This window comes from Hafnia sp. CBA7124, assembly GCF_002355555.1.
GTDB classification, from domain to species: Bacteria; Pseudomonadota; Gammaproteobacteria; order Enterobacterales; family Enterobacteriaceae; genus Hafnia; species Hafnia alvei.
Map to the genome: position 1 here is coordinate 2,163,316 of NZ_AP017469.1, position 26,146 is coordinate 2,189,461.

Annotated in this window: 22 protein-coding genes and 1 pseudogene; 5 read left to right on the forward strand and 18 right to left on the reverse strand. The window is 46.6% G+C overall.

Going from position 1 to position 26,146, the window contains the following annotated elements; all coding sequences use genetic code 11:
* Nucleotides 1-7 precede the first annotated feature (7 nt).
* Both CPY98_RS09990 and pnuC read left to right on the forward strand, forming a co-directional pair.
* The gene (locus CPY98_RS09990; RefSeq protein ID WP_043493158.1) at nt 8-760 is read left to right on the forward strand and encodes a nucleoside phosphorylase; all 753 of its coding nucleotides are present in this window, start codon (nt 8-10) and stop codon (nt 758-760) included.
* Nucleotides 760-1,479 carry a nicotinamide riboside transporter PnuC gene (gene pnuC, locus CPY98_RS09995; RefSeq protein WP_043493160.1) on the forward strand — a complete coding sequence of 240 codons (720 nt, stop codon included), beginning with the start codon at nt 760-762 and terminating at the stop codon, nt 1,477-1,479. Before CPY98_RS09990 ends, pnuC begins: the two co-directional genes overlap by 1 nt.
* Before the next feature lie 184 nt (nt 1,480-1,663).
* On the opposite strand, the gene CPY98_RS10000 is transcribed toward pnuC, so the two are convergent.
* The 17 genes and pseudogenes from CPY98_RS10000 to CPY98_RS10075 all read right to left on the reverse strand — a co-directional run bounded on the left by CPY98_RS10000 (nt 1,664) and on the right by CPY98_RS10075 (nt 17,378).
* A complete protein-coding gene (locus CPY98_RS10000) occupies nt 1,664-1,963 on the reverse strand; it encodes a hypothetical protein (RefSeq protein ID WP_096387530.1) in 300 nt (99 codons plus the stop codon).
* Nucleotides 1,964-2,229: 266 nt separating this feature from the next.
* Nucleotides 2,230-2,559 carry a hypothetical protein gene (locus tag CPY98_RS10005; RefSeq protein ID WP_096387532.1) on the reverse strand — a complete coding sequence of 110 codons (330 nt, stop codon included), beginning with the start codon at nt 2,557-2,559 and terminating at the stop codon, nt 2,230-2,232.
* Nucleotides 2,559-2,813: a hypothetical protein gene (locus tag CPY98_RS10010; RefSeq protein ID WP_096387534.1), complete on the reverse strand. Its 255-nt coding sequence runs from the start codon at nt 2,811-2,813 to the stop codon at nt 2,559-2,561. Before CPY98_RS10010 ends, CPY98_RS10005 begins: the two co-directional genes overlap by 1 nt.
* Nucleotides 2,814-2,932: 119 nt before the next feature.
* Nucleotides 2,933-3,220, reverse strand: a complete 288-nt coding sequence (locus CPY98_RS21095) for an RHS repeat-associated core domain-containing protein (RefSeq protein WP_096387536.1) — start codon at nt 3,218-3,220, stop codon at nt 2,933-2,935.
* Nucleotides 3,221-3,268: 48 nt separating this feature from the next.
* The gene (locus CPY98_RS10020; RefSeq protein ID WP_096387538.1) at nt 3,269-3,571 is read right to left on the reverse strand and encodes a hypothetical protein; all 303 of its coding nucleotides are present in this window, start codon (nt 3,569-3,571) and stop codon (nt 3,269-3,271) included.
* Complete coding sequence (locus tag CPY98_RS10025) at nt 3,571-5,214, reverse strand: RHS repeat-associated core domain-containing protein (protein ID WP_096387540.1); 1,644 nt, start codon at nt 5,212-5,214, stop codon at nt 3,571-3,573. Before CPY98_RS10025 ends, CPY98_RS10020 begins: the two co-directional genes overlap by 1 nt.
* 3 nt (nt 5,215-5,217) lie before the next feature.
* A pseudogene (locus tag CPY98_RS21100) lies at nt 5,218-5,322 on the reverse strand (hypothetical protein); the annotation flags it as partial.
* An 89-nt stretch (nt 5,323-5,411) separates the two neighbouring features.
* Nucleotides 5,412-5,630 carry a hypothetical protein gene (locus tag CPY98_RS10030; protein ID WP_096387542.1) on the reverse strand — a complete coding sequence of 73 codons (219 nt, stop codon included), beginning with the start codon at nt 5,628-5,630 and terminating at the stop codon, nt 5,412-5,414.
* Nucleotides 5,631-5,842: 212 nt separating this feature from the next.
* Nucleotides 5,843-6,172, reverse strand: a complete 330-nt coding sequence (locus CPY98_RS10035; protein ID WP_231899457.1) for a hypothetical protein — start codon at nt 6,170-6,172, stop codon at nt 5,843-5,845.
* Nucleotides 6,169-10,086 (reverse strand): RHS repeat-associated core domain-containing protein, encoded by a 3,918-nt coding sequence (locus tag CPY98_RS10040; RefSeq protein ID WP_096387546.1) that lies wholly within the window; start codon nt 10,084-10,086, stop codon nt 6,169-6,171. Before CPY98_RS10040 ends, CPY98_RS10035 begins: the two co-directional genes overlap by 4 nt.
* Nucleotides 10,087-10,154: 68 nt before the next feature.
* Nucleotides 10,155-11,297: a hypothetical protein gene (locus CPY98_RS10045; protein WP_157743843.1), complete on the reverse strand. Its 1,143-nt coding sequence runs from the start codon at nt 11,295-11,297 to the stop codon at nt 10,155-10,157.
* 4 nt (nt 11,298-11,301) lie between these two features.
* Nucleotides 11,302-12,051 carry a DUF4123 domain-containing protein gene (locus CPY98_RS10050; protein WP_096387551.1) on the reverse strand — a complete coding sequence of 250 codons (750 nt, stop codon included), beginning with the start codon at nt 12,049-12,051 and terminating at the stop codon, nt 11,302-11,304.
* Entirely contained in the window at nt 12,052-14,427 is a 2,376-nt protein-coding gene (locus CPY98_RS20945) for a type VI secretion system Vgr family protein (protein ID WP_197704305.1), read from the reverse strand.
* A 266-nt stretch (nt 14,428-14,693) separates the two neighbouring features.
* A complete protein-coding gene (locus CPY98_RS10060) occupies nt 14,694-15,266 on the reverse strand; it encodes a hypothetical protein (protein ID WP_096387553.1) in 573 nt (190 codons plus the stop codon).
* 100 nt (nt 15,267-15,366) lie between these two features.
* Nucleotides 15,367-15,801, reverse strand: a complete 435-nt coding sequence (locus CPY98_RS10065) for a hypothetical protein (RefSeq protein ID WP_096387555.1) — start codon at nt 15,799-15,801, stop codon at nt 15,367-15,369.
* A gap of 290 nt (nt 15,802-16,091) precedes the next feature.
* Nucleotides 16,092-16,913, reverse strand: a complete 822-nt coding sequence (locus CPY98_RS10070) for a pyruvate, water dikinase regulatory protein (protein WP_025801296.1) — start codon at nt 16,911-16,913, stop codon at nt 16,092-16,094.
* Nucleotides 16,914-17,030: 117 nt separating this feature from the next.
* A complete protein-coding gene (locus CPY98_RS10075) occupies nt 17,031-17,378 on the reverse strand; it encodes a DUF3024 domain-containing protein (protein WP_025801297.1) in 348 nt (115 codons plus the stop codon).
* Nucleotides 17,379-17,906: 528 nt separating this feature from the next.
* Between CPY98_RS10075 and ppsA the strand changes: the two genes are divergently transcribed.
* Nucleotides 17,907-20,282 (forward strand): phosphoenolpyruvate synthase, encoded by a 2,376-nt coding sequence (gene ppsA, locus CPY98_RS10080; RefSeq protein WP_096387557.1) that lies wholly within the window; start codon nt 17,907-17,909, stop codon nt 20,280-20,282.
* A 529-nt stretch (nt 20,283-20,811) separates the two neighbouring features.
* On the opposite strand, the gene ydiK is transcribed toward ppsA, so the two are convergent.
* Complete coding sequence (gene ydiK, locus CPY98_RS10085) at nt 20,812-21,912, reverse strand: AI-2E family transporter YdiK (RefSeq protein WP_025801299.1); 1,101 nt, start codon at nt 21,910-21,912, stop codon at nt 20,812-20,814.
* 698 nt (nt 21,913-22,610) lie between these two features.
* On the opposite strand from ydiK, the gene CPY98_RS10090 reads away from it, so the two are divergent.
* Together CPY98_RS10090 and menI are read left to right on the forward strand one after the other, a co-directional pair.
* Nucleotides 22,611-25,667 (forward strand): FAD-binding and (Fe-S)-binding domain-containing protein, encoded by a 3,057-nt coding sequence (locus tag CPY98_RS10090; RefSeq protein WP_096387559.1) that lies wholly within the window; start codon nt 22,611-22,613, stop codon nt 25,665-25,667.
* Entirely contained in the window at nt 25,664-26,083 is a 420-nt protein-coding gene (gene menI, locus CPY98_RS10095; RefSeq protein WP_025801301.1) for a 1,4-dihydroxy-2-naphthoyl-CoA hydrolase, read from the forward strand. The genes CPY98_RS10090 and menI overlap by 4 nt, the downstream gene beginning before the upstream one ends.
* Nucleotides 26,084-26,146 lie beyond the last annotated feature (63 nt).

Here is a 26,146-nt window from a genome sequence, read left to right on the forward strand (position 1 = left end):
ATATATTATGACTCAGCGACAACCCCATATTCAGCTAAGCCAAAGTATGACGCAGGCGCGTTATGCATTATTGCCTGGAGATCCAAAACGCGTAGAACACGCAGCGCAATTTTTAGAGAACGTTGAGGCGTTGGGCTGTCATCGAGAATACCGCGCATTGCGTGGTTGGTTTCGAGGAGTGGAAGTGCTGGTGATGTCAACCGGCATGGGCGGGCCCTCGACGGCGATTGCCGTTGAAGAGCTCAACCAAATCGGTGTGACAAATTTAATTCGCATCGGAAGCTGCGGCGCGATGCAAGATCACATGCGTCTTGGTGATTTAGTTATCGCTCACGCGGCGGTGCGCGATGAAGGCACCAGTGATGCCTATGTTAAAACCGCGTATCCCGCCTGCGCAGATATGAGCTTGGTTAGTACGCTGGTTCAGCAGGCCAAGCGGTTGGAATATACCGCCCACTGCGGCTATGTGCGCAGTCATGATAGTTTTTATACCGATCATGAGCAGGAAATAGATCATTATTGGTCAAATAAAGGTATCTTAGCCGCTGATATGGAAACTGCCGCGCTGATGGTTGTTGGCGCGCTGCGCCATATGCGAACGGCATCGATCCTGAATGTGGTTGTTGAGCATAATGCCTGCCTGACTGAAGGGATTAATGATTACCAGCAACAAGAAAAATCAGCACAGCAAGGTGAATCTCGCGAGATCCTTCTTGCGTTAGAAACTGTGTATCAAGATAGTCTCGAAGGGAGGCAATAATGGATTTTTTTAGTATCACAAATGTGATGGTTAATATCCCGCTGGGCGAGGGCGGCTATGCGCTCTCATGGATTGAAGCTATCGGTACTATATTTGGTTTGCTATGTATCTGGTTTGCTAGTAAAGAAAAAATCATTAACTATTTATTTGGGTTAATTAACGTTACGTTATTTGCCGCAATCTTTTTCCAAATTCAGCTATACGCAAGCTTATTGCTTCAGGTTTTCTTCTTTGCCGCCAATCTTTATGGTTGGTACGCATGGAGCCGTCAGAACGAGGCTAATGAAGCCGCTTTAAAAATCCGCTGGTTGCCACGTAATAAAGCCATAACGCTGGCGTTGGTGTGCATCGTCGCTATTGCATTGATGACGTTCTTTATCGATCCGGTATTTGCGGTACTAACTCGTATTGCAATAAGCCTAATGCAATTCTTAGGTCTTTCCGTGGTGATGCCAGAACTCCAGCCGGATGCCTTCCCGCTGTGGGATTCCGCGATGCTGATCCTCTCTATCGCCGCAATGGTATTGATGACGCGGAAATACGTTGAGAACTGGCTGCTATGGGTGCTCATTGACGTGATTAGCGTAGTGATTTACGCCATCCAAGGCGTCTACGCGATGTCGTTGGAATATATTCTATTGACCGCCATCGCCATTATGGGCTCAGTAGCTTGGATTAAGAGCGCCAAAGCACATGGCTCTTCGCCATTGAGTTCTTAGGCGATTAAATTGAATTAATTAAAGTTAATCTTAGTGAAAAGGCTCTATGGGAATAGGGCCTTTTTTGTTGTATTTATTTTAGTCTTCTGTCCTCAGGACAGACCTTAATTTGATCTTTTATAGCGGCATTCCGCCATTATTAAAACTGAGCGGGAGTTTTTTACCCCTGCTAACTTTCAGGTTTTTATTTTACAACTTCTATTGTAAATTTCGTCATGAATTTTTCTGCAGTAACGATTCTAGATATGATTTCATCTTTTTCCTTTTTTGAAATAACAACTTTCTTCATATTTTCATCAAAAATATCAGATGAATAAATACTTTCATATCCTGACTTTGTTTTTGGATCCCATCCCAGTTCTCTTAAAACTCTATAGCTTTTGTTGTCGTCTTTATACCCAATATGTTCTCGCCCAGCAGAAAATACATGATATCCTGATTCATGCATAACCTCCTGTGCATCTATTTTAATAAAACCATCCATTATTCACCTCCTGTAATAGTATTTTTAATATTAGTATTCAGTTTTAAATCCGGAAGTTCTGATGAATTAAAATAGAAGTGGGTCTTGGGTTATTTAATATCCCAATCGCCATGCCAGAGGAATGTTCAGCATATCTTCAATCTCTTTGTCTTAAAACTCCAGACGTCTAGTCAATTGCCACCATATATTGATTCTAAAATCATCTTTCACGAATGATTCATTATCTTCTCTGACACCTTTATCAGAGTAAAATCATACTCTTTTCATTACTCGCTGAGTGTTGTTCTGTTACCATTCCGATCAGAAAGAATAATTATAAAGTCAATTAGAAAACTTGCACCTAGTGCGACTCTATTTACGATGGTTTTTCTTTCCTCTTCATTTGTTTGTATTTCTTTTTCATTTTCATCATATAAAGTGGATGTATATATGCATAGTGCATCCTCATTTTTATCAGTAATTAGTATGTGTTCACAATAAACTTTATAAATTTCATCTAACTCTTTGTAAGCTAAAAAATATCGCCCAGACCAAAAAACACTGTAGCCAGATTTATGTCTTGCTGTTTGCGTTCCAATGCGAATAAAATCTGTCATTACATTCCTCCAGTGATCACATTTGTAGTGTTTACATTCAATAGAAGTGCAGGAAACTCAACCTTATTAAATATAGACTCTGGGTTCGGATTATTTAATACTCCAATAGATACACCTGATGCTTCTTTTGCATATCTTTCAGATGTTCGTTTCCATATACTATAGGCATCATTTGGATTTACTCCTTTAACTCCATCATCAAACAACTTCAAATCATCCAACCACTTACCACCGGGCGTTGATTCTAACGTCATCTTACCATTCTGTTGTGCGAATATTTCAGCGTCTTCTCTAGCGCCTTTACCTGAGTAAAAAACTGCGCCATTTTCTGGTGTGGATACATTCAGTTGTTCAACGGTGTCTTGTATGTATTTTAGCCGTTGGTTTCAGGTAAGGCATTAATTTGATCTTTTGAGAGCGGCGTTCCGCCATTATTCAAAACTGAGTGAGGGTTATCTAACCCAGCTAACAGTCCCAGCGGATCTGTACAGGTTATGGGATTAGCCGCCACATATAAATAAAAATTCAACCCAGCCGCAAGCTTTAGCGGATCCTGCGTCAAATACCGCTTCATGGTGGGGTCGTAATAGCGGTTTAGATTGTAAAAGAGCTCTGTTTCCCTGTCGTGATACTGTCCGGCAAAGCGTAGGGGATTGTCAATGCCGGCACCGTTGTTGGCTTTTAGCTATTATAAAGACAAAGTTATTGATTATTCATCAACTATCTCAATTGGATAAGTAGTGAGAAATTTAGCTGCCTTAATGACCTTTGAAAAAATATTTTTTTTTTCGATTTCACTAACGATAACTACTTGATCATATTTATTGTATAAATGTGCTGTGAAAATATACATTTTTATGTTGTTTTTTTCTAGCCCACCTCCGAATTCACTATGTATTTTATAAGTTACATCGGAGTCTTTATATTCCAGAAATTCTCGTCCTACAGAGTAAACTCTATATCCAGTTTTATGTTTAACTTCTTGTGAATTCACTCGAATAAATTCGCACATTATTTTCCTCCAGTAATAACGTTGGTTATTTTTGAATTAAGTTGAAGAGCTGGGAATTCTATTTTATTAAATATTGACTCTATCCATGGATTATTTAGCACACCAATTGATACACCTGATGCTTCTTCGGCATATCTTTGTGATATTCTGCCCCAGACTTCATAAGCATCTTGTCTCTCGACGCCCTTAACTCCACCATCAAACAACTTCAAATCATCCAACCACTTACCACCGGGTGTTGATTCTAACGTCATCTTACCATTCTGTTGTGCGAATATTTCAGCGTCTTCTCTAGCACCTTTACCTGAGTAAAAAACTGCGCCATTTTCAGGTGTGGATACATTCAGCTGTTCAACGGTGTCTTGTATGTATTTTAGCCGTTGGTCTTCAGGTAAGGCATTAATTTGATCTTTTGAGAGCGGTGTTCCGCCATTATTCAAAACTGAGTGAGGGTTATCTAACCCTGCTAACAGTCCCAGCGGATCTGTACAGGTAATGGGGTTAGCCGCCACATATAAATAAAAATTCAACCCAGCCGCCAGCTTTAGCGGATCCTGCGTCAAATACCGCTTCATGGTGGGGTCGTAATAGCGGTTTAGATTGTAAAAGAGCCCGGTTTCCCTGTCGTGATACTGTCCGGCAAAGCGTAGGGGATTGTCAATGCCGGCGCCGTTGTTGGCCTCGGTTTTTATGCTGCCGAATGCGAGGTAACTGCTTTTCCAAACCGCTTGTCCGTGGGCGTCGGTCAAGCAGTGCGGCGTGCCGAGGTGGTCATTTTGATACCAGTATATTTCCGGCTTTTGTCTCACTGGCAGGGTGCGGTCAGTGTGGCGGTGTTCTTGATAATAGTCGTATTCGAAGCTGTGATGGCGAGTCAGCGCCAACGGTTCGAAGCTGTTAGGGCGATAAATATAGTTACGGTAGTTTTCGCGGTCGCCTTCCATTTGCGCGGCTAATCGATGGCCGCGCCAGATGAATAGGGTGGTGACGTTGTTAACGGTTTTGCTCAGGCGTCGATTGAACGCATCGTAGGTGTAGCGGGCGACGGTGCCATCGGGCATCTCGGCTTTGATTAATCGATGCTGGCAGTCGTAGTTAAAGCGCTTAACCAGCAACAACCCCGCATGTTTTTCCACGCTTTCGCTGGTGAGATTACCAAAACGGTCATATTCAAAGTGTTTGCCGCTGTAGTGGGCCAAGCGGTTGCCCGGTGCTACATTTTGGGCATCGGTACGAAACGCGCCATACACGGGGTTTCCTGCTGCATCCCAGCGGAAAGTTTCTGAGTTGTAGGCGTTGGGTTCACCGTTGGGGGCGTCAACCGCGCTGACTCGGCTTAGCGAGTCATACTGATATTGCCGCGCTTCATTGCCCGTCGTTTCTTGCAGATTGCCCTGTGAAGCGTAGCGATAACGCTGTTCCCAAAGGGCGACGTTAGGCTGTTCGCTGCGGTAGATTTTATGCAGATTACGCTGCCCGCGCGGGTTGTAGCCATAGCGGTTGATCAGGCCGTTGCCTTGATGGTATTCGCTCAGGCGCTGCTGTGGGTTATAGCGGAAATGCGCCAACGGTTGCTGATTGAGCGTGATCTCCGCCAGTTGTTGGTTCTGATAGTGATATTCCAGCCACTGGAAATCGGGCAACTGTGTGCCAACCAGCCTGCCGCACTCATCATAACGATAGCGCTGTGTATGACCGTTCTGATGCTCGGCGCTCAGGCGGCCAACGGTGTCATATTCGTAATACAGCAGCGTAGTGCCTTCTTCTACGCTGACTAACTGGCCTTGTGGGTTGTATTGATAGGTGACCGTATGCCCATCGGGAAGGGTTTAGAAAATATTTAATATGATGGAGCTATCCTATTTGTTATCTCAAACTTATCTAAGTCAACCTCGAACTGCCAATCATAAAAGTTATCTACTTTTTCTTTATAGCCAGCAACAACAGTTACACCTGATTTTACATGTTTGTTTTTTGATAAATAACTATATAAAACAATGTCACTTTTATGTTGGGAGATCTGAGATACTAATTCCCCATTTAATTTATAAGCCTTCATGTCAAGTCCTTTAATGTCATAATTTATTACGATTATTAGATTGTAAAAATTACTGTATATGGCTCGAGCATTGATAATAAAATGGATGAAAATAAACCTCTATTACACCCCCGCTTAAAGCCAAGTTTATCCTTGTTTATTAAACGTGTTTTTTATTACCAAAGCCATTTTTAATGGTTTTTTTACTTTCCATATAATTTATCTCGCATGTGTTAATGCTCTCTGATGATATAATCTTGTGGGGATGACCATGATATAGATTTATATTTTTCTATATTGTATCCATTAGCTTTATAGTATTCTATTAATTCTGATGGGTACCATCCAATTCCGTATAAAAATAGAGCATTATTAGCTATCAGTAAGTTGATTAGATCAATTTTTTCAGCGAGTGTCTCGACTGTTTTTGACATAAGTGTTTCACTGGTAGGTGAAAACCCCATTTTAGTGAGTTGCTCTAGGTAACAACTACTCGCTTTTATTTTTATGTCATTGCCCGCCATGTCGACTACAATCATATGGTTTTCTGGGTATTTATTCACTTTACATTCACTCTAAGCATTATTGGTGATTTTGTCGAAATAGATGTGATGACTAATTCTGGGGCTCCACCAGGAAGGTGCTGGCCAGGTCCTCGAAAGTAGTCATTTCCATTTAGTGGACTACGGGGAGACATTTGGCTTATGCCATCGATTTTTCTGATATTAAAGCCGTCTTGTAATGAACCGGGCATTAATCCCATATCCTCCTCGATGATTCTAGCTTGGTCTGGTGTAATAGTGGTCATGTCAGAAGATATGCCATCAAAGTATTTCAATGTCCCATTCTTGTCAGTAACAAATGTTCCATCTCTCCCTATCGTTGGATATTGTTCCCAGCTTGTAGGGCTAATGTTATAACCAAGGTTATCTTGTAGCATTTTCTCTTGCCGTTCTCTTGCTAATTCCTCTTGAGATTTTTGGGCTCCGTTGGCTTTTGGTAAATAAGGAGTTAATCCTATAGGATCTGTCCCTACAATTGGATTAGCCGCCACATATAAATAAAAATTCAACCCAGCCGCCAGCTTTAGCGGATCCTGCGTCAAATACCGCTTCATGGTGGGGTCGTAATAGCGGTTTAGATTGTAAAAGAGCCCGGTTTCCCTGTCGTGATACTGTCCGGCAAAGCGTAGGGGATTGTCAATGCCGACACCGTTGTTGGCCTCAGTTTTTATGCTGCCGAAGGCGAGGTAACTGCTTTTCCACACTGCTTGTCCGTGGACGTCGGTGAGGCAATGAGGGGTACCGAGATGGTCGTTTTGATACCAGTATATTTCCGGCTTTTGTTTAACCGGCAGCGTGCGGTCGGTGTGGCGATGTTCTTGATAATAGTCGTATTCGAAGCTGTGATGGCGGGTCATCGCCAACGGTTCGAAGCTGTTGGGGCGATAAATATAGTTGCGGTAGTTTTCGCGGTCGCCTTCCATTTGCGCGGCTAATCGATGGCCGCGCCAGATGAACAGGGTGGTGACGTTGTTAACGGTTTTACTTAGGCGTCGATTGAACGCATCGTAGGTGTAGCGGGCGACGGTGCCATCGGGCATCTCGGCTTTGATTAATCGATGCTGGCAGTCGTAGTTAAAGCGCTTAACCAGCAACAACCCCGCATGTTTTTCCACGCTTTCGCTGATGAGGTTACCAAACCGGTCATACTCAAAACGTTTGCCGCTGTAGTGGGTCAAGCGGTTGCCCGGTGCCACATTTTGCGCATCGGTACGAAACGCGCCATACACGGGGTTTCCTTCTGCATCCCAGCGGAAAGTTTCTGAGTTATAGGCGTTGGGCTCACCGTTGGGGGCGTCAACTGCGCTGAGTCGGCTTAGCGAGTCATACTGATAGTGTCGAGCTTCGTTTCCCGCCGTTTCTTGCAGATTGCCCTGCGAAGCGTAGCGATAACGCTGTTCCCAAAGGGCGACGTTAGGCTGTTCGCTGCGGTAGATTTTATGCAGATTACGCTGCCCGCGCGGGCTGTAGCCATAGCGGTTGACCAGACCGTTGCCTTGATGGTATTCGCTCAGGCGCTGCTGTGGGTTATAGCGGAAATTCGCCAACGGTTGCTGATTGAGCGTGATCTCCGCCAGCTGTTGGTTTTGATAGTGATATTCCAACCACTGGAAATCGGGCAACTGAGTGCCAACCAGCCTGCCGCACTCATCATAACGATAGCGCTGTGTATGACCGTTCTGATGCTCGGCGCTCAGGCGGCCAACGGTGTCATATTCGTAATAAAGCAGCGTAGTGCCTTCTTCTACGCTGACTAACTGGCCTTGTGGGTTGTATTGATAGGTGACCGTATGCCCATCGGGAAGGGTTTTAAGCAACAGCTGCCCTTTGGGATCTCGCTGGTAGGCGGTGATAAACGGCGGTTCATTATGCTGATTACCGAACTCTTGCTTTTCAATCAGATGGCCATTGGCATCGTGCTGATAGGTGGTTTTAAGATTATCAAATCCAATTTCTTCACATAGCCTGCCATCGGCGTCGTAGCGCAGTTGGTAATGCTCGCCTTTGGCATTGGTGATCTCGCTGACCTGCAAGTGCACGTTGTCATAACGATAGGCAAGGGTATCGCCATTTGGCAGAATTTTGCGGGTGAGCAGATGCAGCGGAGCGGCATATTCGTAGCGCGTTTCATGGCCCTGCTCATCGATAAAGCGAGTGACTTTGCCGTAGGCGTTATATTCATAGCGCTGCGGTTTTTCATCGTCCTGCTGACAGAACACCATTCTACCTAGCGCATCGTATTGATAGCGGCTAACTGTCCCTAAGTCGCTACGGATCGTTTCAGGATGGCTAATGAGACCGGAGTAGGTGTATGCACGTTGGCTGCCCGAATGAGATTCAGCCACCATGCGCCCCAGCGCGTCATAGCTGTATTGCTGAGTTTGTCCGTCAGGCTCAGTGACGGTGGCAACTTTGCCTTGCGAGTAATAGGTGAAGGTTGTAATCAGGCCGCTGGGGTCGGTGGCTTTCAGCACGTCACCTTGTGGGTTGCGCTCATAGCGCCATACTTGCTGATGCGGAGGTGCACCGCGTCTCTCTTCGAACAAATGACCCGCTAACCAGCGGTATTGGGTCATGACTTGGCCGGGTTCAGCTTTGGTAACAAGTTGGCCGTTATCGTTGTAGAAATAGCGTGTGACCTGACCCAATCCATCGGTGTAACCGACGCACAGCCCAGTGTCATTGTATTGCCAGCGCTGCTCAATACCCGCTGCGCTTTTACTGTATATCAGACGAGCGCCGTCGTTATGCTGGTATACCAGCTGGCTACCGTCCATACGCGTCACGGTGACCTGCTGTTGCTCGGTACTCCAGCGGTAGCGGTTGTCGAGTTGACCGAAATTACCAAACTGGCGTATGCAACGCAGATGGTCATCTACCTGCGCCCATTCCCAATTAAACTCAGCGCCACCGGCTAGCTGACGCTGGGTGATGACATGATCGTCACGATAGCGATAGTGTTCACGTTCGCCTAAGGCGTTAGTGGCTGCAATGAGCTCGCCTGCGGAATTGTACTCATAGCGCATCAAGGTGCGGAACGTGTTCCAAACTTGCTGGATCCGATCTCTTTGCTGTAAATGTACGGCGCTGATATGCGTTGCCGTTGAGGGCGAGTATTCGAAGCTGAGGCGTGCTTGCGCGGTATCAGACAGCGAAATTAGCCGATTTTGTTTATCGTAGAACAGGGTTAACGTGTTGCCATAGGCATCACTGATGCCGATAAGCTTGGCGCGATCGCCTTCGCGATAAAACTGATACTGGCCTTGCCCGTTAGCGAAGGTTAGGGTATAGCCATTGGCGATGATATTGCCATTCAATCTGGCGATGGAAAGAGTCGCCGCGCCGGCAACGTTGACGACTAACGGGGCATCAGGATGAGGCAATGGGAAAGTGGTGGTACGATGCTCATCGTCGTGCCAAATGACTTTTTCACCTTCAAAGGTGAGTGAATGAGAGAGGCTATGACGCCACCCAAAGCCTAAATCATGGGCGCTGTTTGCCGCACTGCTGCGATAGCAACGCTGCCAGGTAAAGGGCAACCAGCCGGGAAGTGTACCGTCGACGAGCGTCAATAGCTCTTCGCCGCTCATCAAGGAAACCGGATCGCCATCGGTGGTGGTATCTCCGCTAGCTTGTGAACGATTGCCATCAGGCCCTAAGCCACCGTCACCGCCAAGTGGAACCTTCTCTTCGATCTCTATTTGATGCGTGTTGGCGTAATCACGATTAAGTGACACATTGTTAAGCCGTTCAGGGCTTTGCACGCTATGCCCCGTGGCTTTTAAGTGACTAGCCGCACTGAGCTTTTTTATCTCATCGAGATGTTTGCTTTCTTCAACGGCTTGTTTCATTACCTTCAGCAGGTCTTTGACATCACTCATTACCTTGCTACCGGCACCCATTCCTTTTGCCACGTGAAGTTCCTTCTTATCACTTAAATTTATTAGTCAATATTGTCGTAGCTATTTGCACCGTAGCGGTGTTAACCGATGACGCCGCTAGCGGTATCAAGCACATCCAATAGCTGAGTAGCCAATCCACCGGGCAGGGCCAAATACAACGCACTCATAACCAGCATTTGGCCAAAGGCTTCGCCAAGCGCATTGGTGATTTGCTGCGGTGTTAACAGTGAGATATAGCAATAGAGGGTATTGACGAGGATATAGAGCATAATTTCGTCGCTCAGCAGCGTGAGTGTATCGGCGATCTCTTTACCACCGGCTTCGAATTTGGCTTTGAACTGTTCAAGACCCTCAACGGAGAAATATTTTCCAAGCTCGGTGAGATTGCACTCGCTCACCCAGCCCCAGACCTTTTTCAACGTGTCGTACAGGGTTTTTAGCTGACCGAAGATGCCTGTGATGACGTGACTCATCACTTCAACGCTATCAATTTTCCCGTCATTTTTGGCAAATTTGGCCCATTCAGCTTGCAATGAGGTTGTCCACTGCGTTGTTAGCCACGTAATGCATTTATCAACAAATCCCTGATAGGCAGTGACCAGTGAGCTTCGTAGGCTATCTGTGATGTCGGGGGATACGGCTAACACGTAGTAATAGCCTGCTTCGCAGGCCGGAATGGTGACGGTCGCTTTGCCTTGCTCGTCAAATTGACCAGAGCTGATGACGTCACCGCCTTGTAGGTTGGCATTATGCCAATCGGTAAAACCCGTGGTGGATACATCTTGAATCAAGGCGCCGCGAAGCCGATAGGGCGTGATCGTATCGTTCTCGCTGTAAGTTCCTTTATGTTTGAAAAGCTTGAAGGGCGAGTTGGGAATCGGGATAAATTTGACCGACTCGAATGCATGCGTGAGGGTAATGGTTTTTTCCACGTCCTTAGAGCATTGCATAAAGAGCGGTAGGCCTTTACTGTCTATGCTGCCCGTGGCTAACGTCATATCACCAGACTTAATCTGCTGATCCATATTCAGCAGACTGCCCCAAAAACGATCTTGGTTATTGGCGATATAGCTTTGCACCGTTCTGCCCATATCCGCCATAACCTTGAGATAGTTAGCCTCAGCATCGGCGATTATTTTAGCCGGATCAGGCCTGTACATTTTGCAGGCTGCCATGGACTTCCATGGGTATACATCACAGGATGCCTCAAAATCATCTGACATCGTTTTATCCCTTTTCTAGTTCAGTGATGATACGTTGAATAAAATCAGCACGTTGGCGACGTTCTGGCGTGATCAGCAGGTTCAAACGTTGGCGCAGCACAGGTTCTGCCCAGCGCGCATAAATCATGGGATGCTCTTCGCGCAGCATTTGTAGAAGATTATTGACCTGTGGTTCGGGATTTTTGTCGGCCATTTTTTCGATCAGTTCTGGCGGAATATGCCACCACGGAGAACTGGGAATATCGGCATCATTGTCGATTGAGCAGGTGAAAGTCTTTCCATCCACCCAGTAGTCTGAGAATACGGGGAGGACGGTATGCCATTTATCACCGATGAATTCGAGATGTTGCTTAAAATAGCGGCCGTCCCAGTAGCGAAAAAACACGGCTTGCCCATTGGGCATGAACACCTGTGTTAACCCCGCAAGATGTTGGGTGATCACCGACTCAGGAAGCGGAGAGCGTGCGAGCCAACCCCATGCAGGCGTGGCATGCTCTTCTACCCAGGTTAAAAAGGGGCTATAGGGGGAAAGCTCAACCAGCATTGGCATAACTGGATACCAGTTAGCATAAGGTGTATCGGCATAAAGGCCCTGCGGTGTGTGTTTCCCATCCAGCGCGTAATAGGCCTTGAGAGCTGCGCCACCATTGGTGCTGGCTAAAATGGCATAGAGTCGAGACTCACTGGTTTCAGTATTTTTTATCCAGCGCGAAACACTAACCACGTCTTTTTCGGATGAACGATCGGTATTCATTTACCAGTAGCCCCCTGGTTTTAGCATATCGCCAATAGACGGTGGTTTATTGCCGGAGCTAATACCGGATCCAGAATTGCCGGATATGAATCCCGGAGTTGCGCCATTTGGGCTATTTTTATCTGAGCCACCCATTCCACCGCTAGAACTACTACCGGAACCAGAGTTGCCAGAGCTTCCAAAGCAGCCATCAGGGCCGGAGTTATGCCCGTTGCCTCCAGAGTTGTTGCCTGCGCCGCCGTTATCATTTCCACTGTTGCCGCTTCCGCCGCTTCCGCCGCTTCCGCCGCTTCCGCCGCTTCCGCCGCTTCCGCCGCTTCCGCCGCTTCCGCCGCTTCCGCCGCTTCCACCTCCGGATCCTCCGTCATCACCAAACCCACAGCCGCCGTCTTTGCATTTTTCACACTCTTCGCAATAGGGGGCTTCGGCTTCAAAAGTTTCTAATTGGGCTGGCGTTAGCGGTGGTGGAACGGCTAATTCCAGTGCTTCAAGAGGAGATTTTATAGACAGCGCTGAGCCGCTTCCCGCTGAGCCTGAGCCAATGTGCACGCCCGCAGACATATAAATCCCTGACGGATTAAGCGTGATAAATTTTCCACCGGCTTTGAGGGTTAACTCGGTTCCTGCATCGATCACCACTTTGCTGCCTGCGCTGTAGTGAATTTCTTTACTGGCCTTCACGATGTGTGATTTGCCAATTTGTTGTTGCAGACTTGCCCCCATCTCAAGCGAAACATCCCCGCTGATTTTGCTGCGCATTTCCCCTTGAATAATTTCGTGCCGATCGCGGGTTAATTCAGTGATTTGGTCCCGTTCTATTTTGTGGTGCTGGTCGCGCAAAACTTGCCATTGGGCGTCGTTTTCAACCCGTGCGTGAAAGTCTTTTTGAGCGCGTAAATAGAGCTCTTCTTTCCCTGAGGTATCTTCGAACGAGAGCTCGTTATAGCCTTGGCCTTTCAGGGTTTTACTGCGTAAAACTGTTTTGGTTTTATTGGCCGGCAAGGCATACGGGGGATGATTAAGTGCGTTGTAGGTCATTCCGGTGACGATAGGACGATCGACGTCACCGTTAAGGTAAGAAACGATCACCTCTTGCCCAATGCGTGGGATGGCCATCATGCCGAAGCCGCTGCCGTTCCAGCCTTGCGATACCCGTATCCAACACGAGGCTTTTTCATCTGCAGGATTGTAGCGATCCCAATGAAAATGCACGCGAATGCAGCCATCTTCATTCACGTAGATCTCTTCACCGGCTGGCCCCACCACGGTGGCCACTTCGTCGCCGTCGGCGGTGGGTTTATAGCGATAGGGTGCACGCCAATCAGTTTTCCCCGGAATGAAGCGAAATTGATTTGTCAGCGTGGTTCCCTGATGATGCTCGCCGTTATCTTGCTCAAGCGCTTCAGGCATTTTTCCATGATGTTCAATGGCGATGATTTGCCATTTGTCGTTCATGGCGGCAACGGGGTGTTCGGTGAGCGTAAAGATCTCGCCCGGCATCAAGGCGGCACAGTTAGACTGACCAGTTCCTGTGCGGCTGTCGGCTTGCAGTTGTTCAATGCGATACTTGGTTAATGGAGTTGCTTCGCCGTCGTTTTGAAAACGGCCATAGCTTTCAAAGACAGAAAAGGAAGTCGGTTTACGCGCACTGCCGTTAGGCCAACCATCGAGCTGTAAACGGTCGGCAGGATTAAGGTAGTTGCGGTCTTTTTGCACGGTTTTTTGCGGGCGCATGTGCGCCCCAAAGCGCCATTGAGAAACAATATCGCCAGAAACAGCACCTTTGGGGTGCGGGTTATAGGTTAGGGTACTGCCCGTTACCATACCTAAATAGCTGTCGCTGTAGCACAATCCTTTGGGTTCAAACCAAAAGACAAAACCTTCTTCGGCCGCCATGCGGGTGAAGAATTCGAAGCCTGACTCACGTTTTTGTGTCACATACTCATGCGCTGGATGGGTATCCTTCATCATGACGCAACTGCCCTGAACGCAATGCTGCTTAAGTAACTCCGTTAGCAGGTCAGGCACGGACTTTTGGTGATAAATACGGCTGTCTTGATCAAGCGTCATTACCCACATGGCGGGGCGCACGGTGAGATAATAATAGGTGCGGCGAAAGCCGGAATCGCCCTGTTCGGCGCTGGTAACGACGCCGGTGACGATGCGTTTAACATCGCCATCAACGGTAATGGTCAAAACGGCGCTTTGTAGCAGCTGTGACTGCATATCGATGCTATCTGACGTGCTGACCAACGTGAGGGTGAGCGTGAATAACTCGGATAATCCTTCGCTTAAATTGAATTCAGTGACATCAAATGCCTCAATCGGTAGGGTACCGATTTGACAAGAAAAATAGAGACCAGTATCCATTGGCATGGTGCAACGTTCCTTATAGAAGCTCTATTGGGGAAGTAGAAAATCATGAGGGAAAAATATCGTGCTTGATGGGCTTTGTATGCAGTTAATTAATTCTGTAAATTAGTCTAACTATTTGATTAGAATGTATATTAATGATTGTTTAATGCAGATTTAATGATAGGAATAGCAAAGGCATAAACGCCGAGCAGTCAGCGTCGGCGTTTTTTAACCGGATAGATGAACTAATACATCCGTCGGCTTAACACGAGTGTATCTAGGGTTCCTTACTCTGCACTATAAACATAATCAGGACAGTTGGGAGTAACCTCATAGCCAAGGCTATAGTAAATGTGCTGAGACAATTTAGAATTATTTAATGTATACAAGTGTATTCCTTCTTGGCTTAGGAAAAAATAAATATCAATCGAATTTTTACCCGAGGCTTTAAGGCGCCGCTTGTTTAGTGTTCGGCTGATGTTATTATGGAGCGCTTCATTTCCAATATACGTCATTCCAATAAAATTAATATTTTTAAGCGGTGTAACCTTTTTTATATCGTACGAGTAAACAGGTTTATTAAGAAGTACATCAGTTGCAGCGTTAAAAAGCTGCTTTTTACCTATCTGAGTGATATCTATTCTTATGCAGCATTGTATCTTATTATTTGAGACATATTCTGAGGTGATAATGTCATGTTTTGTTATAGTTTCTTTAGTGGTTATCAATGATTGTTTATCATTTTCGATAATGAGCAATCCCTCACTACCGGTATCCACCCCTGCTAGAGATTGTAATGACAGTGCCCATAAGAAGAAAGGTATGAAAGTTTGTTGTTTCAGTTTAATCAATACATTCATTTTCTGACCATTTTTTTGATATGTGTAGGGAGATTTTTAAGTATTATTGAACACTAAAAATGAAGTCTAAAAATAATATTACCCATCTGATAATGACAGATTACTTGAGGTTGTCCTTTGAGGGTTCACGTATAAAAACAAACTTCACCCATAGAAAAATTAATGGTGTTATCAACCAACTCCAAAATAAAGTCATTTGGTCTAATATAAAATAAAAAAGCCCATAACGATCAAATGTATTCATGTATAGCATTCTCCAACGTGGGAAATGAGAGAGTGACAAGGTAATAGATATCAAAGAAAGAATTCCCCCTAGTATTATTCCTATGATAATTAGCTTGATGTTATGCTTATCAAAAACAGCCTCTTTAAATAATATCACTGAGAATATAAGCAATGAAAACCAATATAGATGATAAACGGAAGTAAATTGTGTGGTTTTTGTTGCCATATAAATAAAAATGCCATTAATAGAAATAACAATCAGGATCAAAAGTGTAAAAACTACATCGCTAGCTTTCTTGAGCTTCATCATTTTTGCTTCTCTTTTCTATCAATATTATCTGCAGTGTGTTGGGTTTTTTAACTAGAATTTCAAACTTCATCCAAAGAAATAATAAAACAGCTATTACGGAAGTAGAAAGCCGCGAGGAAAAAATATCGTGCTTGATGGGCTTTGTATGCAGTTAATTAATTCTGTAAATTAGTCTAACTATTTGATTGGAATGTATATTAATGATTGTTTAATGCAGATTTAATGATAGGAATAGCAAAGGCATAAACGCCGAGCAGTCAGCGTCGGCGTTTTTTAACCGGATAGATGAACTAATACATCCGCCGACTCAGGCCGAGTGTATCAAGGATCTTGGTAGCAATCTCTTCGACCGAGTGATTGGTGGTGTTGAGATAGCGGATTTGATTTTTGCGGTATAAGGCTTCAACTTCGGCCAGCTCCAGTCGGCACTGACGCATCGAGGCATAACGGCTGTTTTCTCGACGTCCTTCGCGAATCGCGGCAAGTCGGTCAGGGTTTATCGTTAGGCCAAAAAGCTTATGCTGATAGGCTTTAATCGCGGGCGGCAGTTGGAGGTTATCCATGTCATCGGCGGTAAAAGGGTAGTTCGCGGCGCGGATACCGAACTGCATGGCGAGATAAAGGCTAGTGGGGGTTTTTCCACAGCGAGAAACGCCGAGTAAGATAACCTGCGCCTGATCGAGATTACGCAGAGAAATGCCATCATCGTGCGCCAAGGTGTAATCAATAGCGGCGATACGGGCATCATACTTTAGTAGGTTATGTTCAGTCAGACCGTGGGTGAGATTGGCGACGTGAACTGGATTCATACCTAATTCATCCTGCAACGGTGCCACCAGCGCCCGAACGATGTCCTGACAAAACCCTTCGCTGCTGTGAATAATTTCGCGAATTTTTGGCGAGACAATGGAATAGAACACCAGCGGACGTGATCCAGTACGTTGATAGATGTCGTTAATTTGCTGGCACACGGCTTCGGCGCGAGTTTCAGTTTCTACAAAGGGTAGGGTGAATGAGGTGATGTCGACGGGAAATTGTGACAGTACCGCGTGGCCGAGAACCTCGGCGGTAATTGCCGTGCCATCTGAAATATAAAATACGCTTCTTTCCACTCCGCGCTCCTATAGGGGCTTTTCTGACGTAGCTCCTACTCTAGCGCACTCACATTTTATTTACATATTTTATATTTCAAACTGCGGATTACGAAAACAAGTTCGAGCGAAAGGCTCTTATCCGAAGAAGCAGCCAAACTCATCGCGATCGACAATACGCATCGCAATGCTGAAAGAGGGAACTGCATCATCTTGATAGAGATGCCATTCGGCATTAGGCCGCATCCAATAGAGGGTCCATTGCTTAGTGTCTTCTACATAGGTCACTTTTATAGAAGGTTGTTCAACCATTTTGGGCTTCTTACCTTCATCTGAGGCGTGTAGCTCAAAAATGTCGATGTCATGGCCCGTAATTCGATATGAAAGGTCATTTTCATGGCGTAGGTTTTCGGCAGGGCGACGCTTCGATAAAAATAAATCCATACAACGTTTAATATCTTGGAGCTCTAAATCGGTAAAAATCATGGCAATAACCTTAAATGTAAAATCTTTTGCTGTGATGTTTAAACAACTAACTCGATAGAACGGGATAAAAACAGATACGCGTGGTGACGGATTGATCAGCCAGGAGGATAACGTTTGAGGGGAAAACGTGTCAGGAACTTATTCACTCGTGATAATTATTGAATGCGTTTAATTACCGAAATTGACTAATCACGCAGTAAACTAACACTAAAATTGATTAATAGCTATTCAAAGCCTTCAGCCCGCTGGTTTTTCAGCTTTATCTGTTTGGATATGGACTTATTAACCAAGGGAATCGTTTGCTTGTATCAAACCGATTGTCCTTCAGCTTTTTATGGTTTTTTGCTGACGGATTTCAGCAGCTCTGAGTAAAAAAGTGCGGTTTGAAGAAAATTCATGATATTCACCAATAGGTGGATCGATTCACCTGTCTTGGCGAAACCTCACATTGTGCTAGTCTGAAAACGCCGGATTTACGGCCACAATTATTTTCTGTACCCATCTTTGAATGTGAAAAGGATTGTCTCGATGTCTAGTAATGACCCTGACTTGCATAACGTGCTTTGGTACAACCAGCTCGGCATGCACGATGTTGATCGGGTGGGGGGCAAGAATGCCTCTCTGGGAGAAATGATCACCAACCTGTCTGAGCTTGGTGTTTCGGTGCCTAATGGTTTTGCTACTACCGCACAGGCATTCAATGATTTTCTGGAACAAAGCGGCGTTAACCAGCGTATTTATGATTTGCTGGATAAGACAGATATTGATGACGTAACACAATTGGCCAAAGCGGGCGCACAGATCCGTCAGTGGGTCGTTGAAACGCCATTTACTCCAGCATTAGAGCGTGACATTCGTAGTGCTTATCAACAACTGGCACAAGACAATGCCGATGCATCCTTCGCCGTGCGTTCATCCGCAACGGCAGAAGATATGCCTGACGCATCATTTGCCGGTCAGCAAGAAACTTTCCTCAACGTTCAAGGTATCGACGCGGTGATGGTGGCGGTGAAGCATGTTTTTGCCTCGCTGTTTAACGATCGCGCCATTTCTTATCGTGTGCATCAAGGCTATGACCACCGTGGCGTGGCACTCTCTGCGGGCGTGCAACTGATGGTGCGCTCTGATTTAGCTGCCGCGGGGGTGATGTTCACCATTGATACCGAGTCGGGCTTCGATCAGGTTGTTTTCATTACTTCAGCCTACGGCCTGGGTGAAATGGTGGTGCAGGGTGCGGTAAACCCTGATGAGTTTTACGTTCACAAACCGACGCTGCAAAAAGGCAAGCCTGCGATTGTGCGCCGCACCATGGGTTCGAAGAAAATCCGAATGGTGTATGCCGAAAGCCAAGAGCACGGCAAACAGGTTCGTATTGAAGATGTTGAAGATGACGCACGCAATCGCTTTAGTTTGAACGATCATGAAGTGGAGCAGTTGGCACATCAGGCGCTGATGATTGAGCAACACTATGGTCGCCCAATGGATATCGAGTGGGCGAAAGATGGGCACACCGGTAAGCTGTTTATCGTTCAGGCGCGTCCAGAAACCGTTCGTTCCAATGAGCAAGTGATGGAGCGCTACCAGCTAACGGGCCACAGCGAAGTGCTGACCGAAGGACGCGCCATCGGTCATCGCATCGGTGCAGGGCCGGTAAAAGTCATCCATGACATCAGCGAAATGAACCGCATTGAACCGGGTGATGTGCTGGTGACGGATATGACCGATCCCGATTGGGAACCGATCATGAAGAAAGCATCGGCCATTGTCACCAACCGAGGTGGACGTACTTGTCACGCGGCTATTATCGCGCGTGAACTGGGTATTCCTGCGGTGGTAGGCTGCGGTGATGCCACGGAACATTTGCGTGACGGTCAGAAAGTCACGGTTTCCTGTGCCGAAGGCGATACCGGTTATGTTTACAGCGATATGCTGGACTTTACGGTGCATAGCTCTCAGGTTTCGACCATGCCTGACCTACCGTTGAAGATCATGATGAATATCGGTAATCCCGATCGCGCCTTTGACTTTGCTCGCCTGCCTAACGAGGGCGTAGGTCTTGCGCGCTTGGAGTTCATCATCAACCGCATGATTGGCGTGCATCCACGTGCGCTGCTGGAGTTTGACCAGCAAGATGCTGAGACTCAGGCTGAGATTAAGCAGATGATGCAAGGCTATGACAGCCCAGTTGAGTTTTACATCGGCCGCTTAACGGAAGGGATCGCCACGCTGGCGGCTGCATTCTGGCCAAAACGCGTTATCGTGCGTCTGTCTGACTTTAAGTCCAATGAGTATGCCAATCTGGTTGGCGGTGAGCGCTATGAGCCACATGAAGAGAACCCAATGCTGGGCTTCCGTGGTGCGGGCCGTTACGTTGCAGACAGCTTTAAAGATTGCTTTGCACTGGAATGTGCCGCAGTAAAACGCGTGCGTAATGATATGGGGCTGACTAACGTTGAAGTGATGATCCCATTTGTTCGTACGGTTGCTCAGGCTGAAGCGGTGGTTAAGCAGCTGGCATCGGAAGGGCTGAAACGCGGTGAGAACGATCTTAAGGTCATTATGATGTGTGAAATTCCATCAAACGCCCTGTTGGCCGATCAGTTCCTTGAACATTTCGATGGTTTCTCCATTGGTTCAAACGATATGACTCAGCTAACGTTGGGCTTGGATCGTGATTCAGGTGTGGTTTCTGAGCTGTTTGATGAGCGCAATGAGGCCGTTAAGGCACTGCTTTCTATGGCGATCAGAGCGGCTAAGGCTCAAGGAAAATACGTGGGTATTTGCGGGCAGGGCCCTTCAGATCACGAAGATTTTGCACGCTGGTTGATGGATGAAGGTATTGATAGCTTATCCTTAAATCCAGATACGGTAGTTCAAACGTGGATTAATTTGTCAGAAAAATAGATTCGGCTATAAACTAAACGAATCTTAAATCGAGCGACTGTTATTTACAGTCGCTTTTTTTATAATTTAAAATATTTTCGATGGTTTATTAGGCTGGAAAAATAATAAAAAAAAAGCCCATCATAGGGAGATGGGCAAAGACTACACACAGCAATTCGGTAAGAAGTTACGCTTAAACAAAGCGGCTCCTTTAGGGGTACTTAGCAATCTAAGTTACTGAACATGATAGGTATGCTGGCTTAGATCGTCTTTAAGAATCATCTGAATCAGAATAGGTTATATTATATAACCCATTTTTAGTTATTACGATAGTTTGTTTTCAGCATATTTAAGAATAATCTTTAATGGTTGGATAATTAACCACAAATAAAAAAGCTAAGTATTTATTTATGATTAAATTAAGAAAAAACTTAAGGATATTCTTAATTGTGTCGCTTGCTTATTGAATAAAGACTGAGAGTTGTGAATAGTCTTAATTAAGAACGGGGCCATTGGCCCCGTGATGATATATCAATGTTTTTGATTCTGCTTAGAGCTGATCTAATTCGCGCGCGACTTGCTCAACGTCTTTCACCGGTTCAGGTGCTTCATGGACCCACGCAGAGACTAAGCGATAAGAAACGGCCAGTACGACTGGACCGATAAATAGACCTATCATACCGAAGGCCAACAGGCCGCCGATAACGCCTGACAGAATGAGTATCATCGGTAAGTCAGCCCCCATGCGAATGAGTGCAGGACGCAGGAAGTTATCCAATGTCCCCACCACACAGCTCCACACTAACAGCACCGTTCCCCATGTTGTGTCACCACTCCAATACAGCCAGATGATGGCGGGAACCAGTACTAGCAATGGTCCAAGCTGCGCCAGACAACAAATGAACATGAGTACCGTAAGCAGAGTAGCGTAGCCAATCCCGCTAATCGCCAGACCAATACCGCCGAGAACCGATTGAACAAGCGCGGTAACCACCACACCGAGCGCAACGGCGCGAATAGCTTGAGCAGCAAGAACCACCGCCGCATCGCCACGTTCTGAGCCTAGACGAACAGCAAAGTGACGGATACCTAAGGCGACATCTTCGCCGCGGCTATATAGCAGCGCGCTAAATAGCAGCATCAGGGAACAGTGCAACACGAATGAACCGACATGCGCGGCTTGAGCAACAAACCAGGTGATGGTTTGACCAATATAGGGCTGTATTTTGGCAATAATAATGCTGCCGCCACCGGCTAACATTGAATGCCAGCTGTTATACAGTTTGTGCCCAACGGCAGGAATGCTTTTTAACCAAAGCAGATCGGGAATAGACCAGTTTTTAGCCGATGATGCCCACTCAAGAACGGGGCCACTATTATCAATCAGGCTACCTATCACTAAAGCAATAGGAATAATGAAGAGTAGCAGCAGTAATAATGTCATGAGTAACACGGCAATCCAGCGCTTACCCCAAAATATCTTCTGCAATTTAATGAGCACAGGCCAAGTTGCGATAACAATCATGCTGGCCCATGCGAATCCAAGAATAAATGGTCGTACTACCCAAAGACAGGCGACAATCATCAACGATACAAACAAAACCCCGAACATGATGCGGGGGAGATCGTATTTGTGCTGCGGTTTATACATTTGAAATCCATCCTAAAATAGAACATTGAGTTCCCTATGCCTATGATGACCTATCATGGGTAAAAACCCTAGCGTCACTATGTAAGAAAGCATAGCAGGTGGATGTTATTTCAGCGTGAATACTCAATCTAATAAATCGGTATCTCAAGGCGGCTAAATATCGGTGGTGATAAGGCTTGCGGCGATACCACCTAGTTACTGGTGAAATAATGAACGACAAAAGCCACGATGGTGACTGCTGCAAATAATTGAGCACAAAATTCCACAGAGGTTTTAGGGAAATAGGACATGAAATATACCTAATGAAATAATTAGATTTGCAGTATCTCTTTCGAACCTTAAAGAAACATTAAGAAAACTGAGATTCTGATTTTTATAGGCAAAGTGAGAAGGCGTGAGTGCTCAGTAGAATGTTCGACTCACACCGCGTTTTGCCAGCGGTATATTTGGTGTAGTTGCAATCGCATTGTTATCAAAGGGTAAATTTTGTTGCCGCTGACATCGGCATCTATGCTTTTTTTGTGATAGCTTCTTAGGTTCATGCTTTGCACATAAGCCATTCAGCGAAGCGCATGACTAATAATAAAGGGTGGATCTGCCTTTCAGATTCAGGCACTGCGCATAGATGCAGACAGTTTCGATGTGAGCACGCTTTGATAAGCCTTATTTGATAAGCAACCATGACAGGGTTGAGACGGATGATCCCACAAATTTCTCAGGCACCAGGACTCGTTCAACTGGTGCTGGACTTCTTGCAATCGCTGAAAAGTAACGGTTTTACCGGCGATATGGATACCAGCTATGCGGCGCGCCTAACCATGGCCACCGACAACAGTATTTATCAATTATTACCGGATGCGGTGCTGTTCCCTCGTTCCACGCCCGATGTGGCATTGATTGCTCGCGTAGCAAGTGAAGAGCGCTATCGCTCGCTGGTGTTTACTCCGCGCGGCGGCGGCACCGGGACGAACGGACAATCGCTAAACCGCGGAATTGTGGTGGATATGTCCCGCCACATGAATCGTATTCTGGAGATTAACCCAGAAGAAGGCTGGGTAAGGGTTGAAGCTGGGGTTATCAAAGATCAGCTAAATCAATATCTAAAGCCTTTCGGCTATTTTTTTGCACCAGAACTTTCCACCAGTAATCGGGCCACGCTTGGTGGGATGATAAACACCGATGCTTCAGGGCAAGGTTCACTGGTGTATGGCAAAACGTCTGATCATGTATTAGGGCTGCGAACTGTTTTGCTGGGCGGTGAGCTTCTGGATACCGCTCCTGTCCCGATTGAGCTGGCGGAGAAGCTTGCGCAAAGCGGCTCACTGGGAGGAAAAATCTATCGCGCAGTGGTGGATTCCTGCCGAAATAACCGCACGCTGATTATTGATAAATTCCCCGCGTTAAACCGTTTTCTAACCGGCTATGATTTGCGCCACGTGTTTAGCGATGATATGCAAACGTTTGACCTGACGCGCATTATCACCGGCTCCGAAGGGACACTGGCGTTCGTGACCGAGGCCAAACTCGATATTACTCCGATCCCGAAAGTGCGGCGGTTGGTGAATATTAAATATGACTCCTTTGATTCTGCGCTGCGTAACGCGCCTTATATGGTTGAGGCAAAGGCGTTGTCGGTGGAAACCGTGGATTCACGGGTCCTTAATCTTGCGCGTGAAGACATTGTTTGGCATTCCGTTAGCGACATGATTTTAGATGTTCCCGATAAAGAGATGCTGGGGCTCAACATCGTTGAGTTTGCCGGTGACGATCTGGCGTTGATTGATGCGCGTGTTGCTTCATTATGCCAACGCATGGACGAGCTGATAGCGGCGCAGCAAGCCGGGGTGATCGGCTATCAAGTTTGCGAAGATCTCTCGGGTATTGAACGCATCTATGCGATGCGCAAAAAAGCGGTGGGGCTACTGGGTAATGCGAAGGGGCAGGCTAAGCCGATTCCTTTCGTGGAGGATACTTGCGTACCACCACAGCACTTGGCCGATTATATTGCTGAGTTTCGCGCGTTGCTCGATAGCCACAATTTAACCTATGGCATGTTTGGGCACGTAGATGCGGGCGTTTTGCATGTGCGACCTGCCTTAGATATGTGCGATCCTCAGCAGGAAATGCTGATGAAAACGCTATCCGATAAAGTGGTTGAACTCACCGCCAAGTACGGTGGCTTGCTGTGGGGAGAGCATGGTAAAGGTTTTCGTGCTCAATATAGCCCTGAATTCTTTGGTGACGCGTTGTTTACCGAATTGCGCCGCATCAAAGCCGCGTTTGATCCTGACAATCGCCTGAATCCGGGAAAAATTTGTTCTCCACTCGATTGCGATGAGCCGATGATGCAGGTCGATGCCCAAAAGCGTGGAACCTTTGACAGACGCATTCCGCTTCAGGTACGAACAGAATATCGTGGTGCGATGGAGTGCAACGGCAATGGCTTGTGCTTTAACTTTGATGTGCGCAGCCCCATGTGTCCGTCGATGAAAATTACCGGCGATAGAATTCATTCGCCTAAAGGCCGAGCGACGCTGGTGCGTGAATGGCTACGATTGCTTTCTGAGCAGGGAGTCGACCCGCTAACGCTTGAGCAAAAATTGGGTGAACGATCAACCGTGCGCGGAATGATTGAGAAAACGCGTAATTCCTGGCACGCCAAAAAAGGCGAATATGATTTCTCGCACGAGGTCAAAGACGCCATGTCAGGCTGTTTGGCCTGCAAAGCCTGTTCGACCCAATGCCCGATCAAAATTGATGTTCCCGATTTTCGGGCCAAGTTTTTACAGCTATATCACACGCGTTATCTGCGGCCGGTACGTGACTATCTGGTCGCAGGCGTTGAAAGCTATACCCCATTGATGGCGAAGGCACCTAAGGTATTTAACTTCTTCTTCAGTCAGCCGTGGTTGCGCAGTATGAGCGAAAAACGTATTGGCATGGTGGACTTACCTTTACTGTCTACGCCGACGCTTAAACAGTCGCTAGCCGGGCACAGCGCCTACCAAACCACGTTGGAACAGCTCGAAAAACTGGGTGAGCAAGATCGCCAGCGCCATGTGTTGATCGTACAAGATCCTTTTACGACATACTATGATGCTCAGGTAGTGGCAGATTTTGTCCGTTTGGTTGAGCGCTTAGGGTTTCAGCCAGTATTGCTGCCATTCTCACCCAATGGTAAGGCACAGCATATTAAAGGCTTTCTCACTCGCTTTGCCAAAACTGCCCAAAAAACGGCAGACTTCCTCAATCGCGTTGCGCGTTTGGGAATGCCAATGGTGGGGGTCGACCCTGCTTTAGTGCTGTGCTATCGCGATGAGTATCGTGAAGTTTTAGGTGAGCAGCGTGGGGATTTCAGCGTGCAGCTGGTTCACGAGTGGCTGCAAAAAGCATTGCCTCAGCCGCAGGAGACACCGCCACAAACGGGGGAGTCATGGTACTTGTTTGGGCACTGCACTGAAACGACGGCCTTGCCTGCCAGCACGCAGCAATGGCAGAAAATATTTGCCCGCTATGGTGCTACCTTAGAAAATGTCAGCGTTGGATGCTGTGGAATGGCTGGAACTTATGGCCATGAGAGTAAGAACCTTGCTAACTCGCTGGGCATTTATGAGCTATCGTGGCATCAGGCACTGCAACGCTTGCCGCGTCAGCGTTGTCTTGCTCCCGGCTATTCTTGCCGCAGCCAGGTTAAACGCATTGAAGGAAACGGATTACGCCATCCACTACAGGCACTTTTGGAGATTGTTCGATGATTTGGAAACGTGCGGCAACGCTTGAGCAGCTTAATCAAACCGGTGCCGATTGTATGGTCGGTCATCTTGATATCCAAATTACCCGTATGGGTGATAATGAACTCGAAGGGACGATGCCGGTCGATCGTCGCACGACGCAGCCTTTCGGCCTGCTGCATGGTGGGGCTTCGGTGGTATTAGCCGAAACGCTAGGCTCGCTGGCTGGCTATCTGTGCAGTGAAGGCAAGCAGCAGGTGGTTGGCTTAGAAATTAATGCTAATCACATTCGCGCGGTGCGTGAAGGACGAGTTCGAGGCGTGTGCAAGGCAATACACGTTGGGCGCCGCCATCAGGTGTGGCAGATAGAAATTTTTGATCAGCAAAATCGCTTATGCTGCACCTCTCGGCTAACGACCGCGGTGATTGATCCTGCTTAAATCACGCGACTTATCGTTACGCCCTTTAGCCAATCTGAAGGGCGTATTTATTTACGCCATATA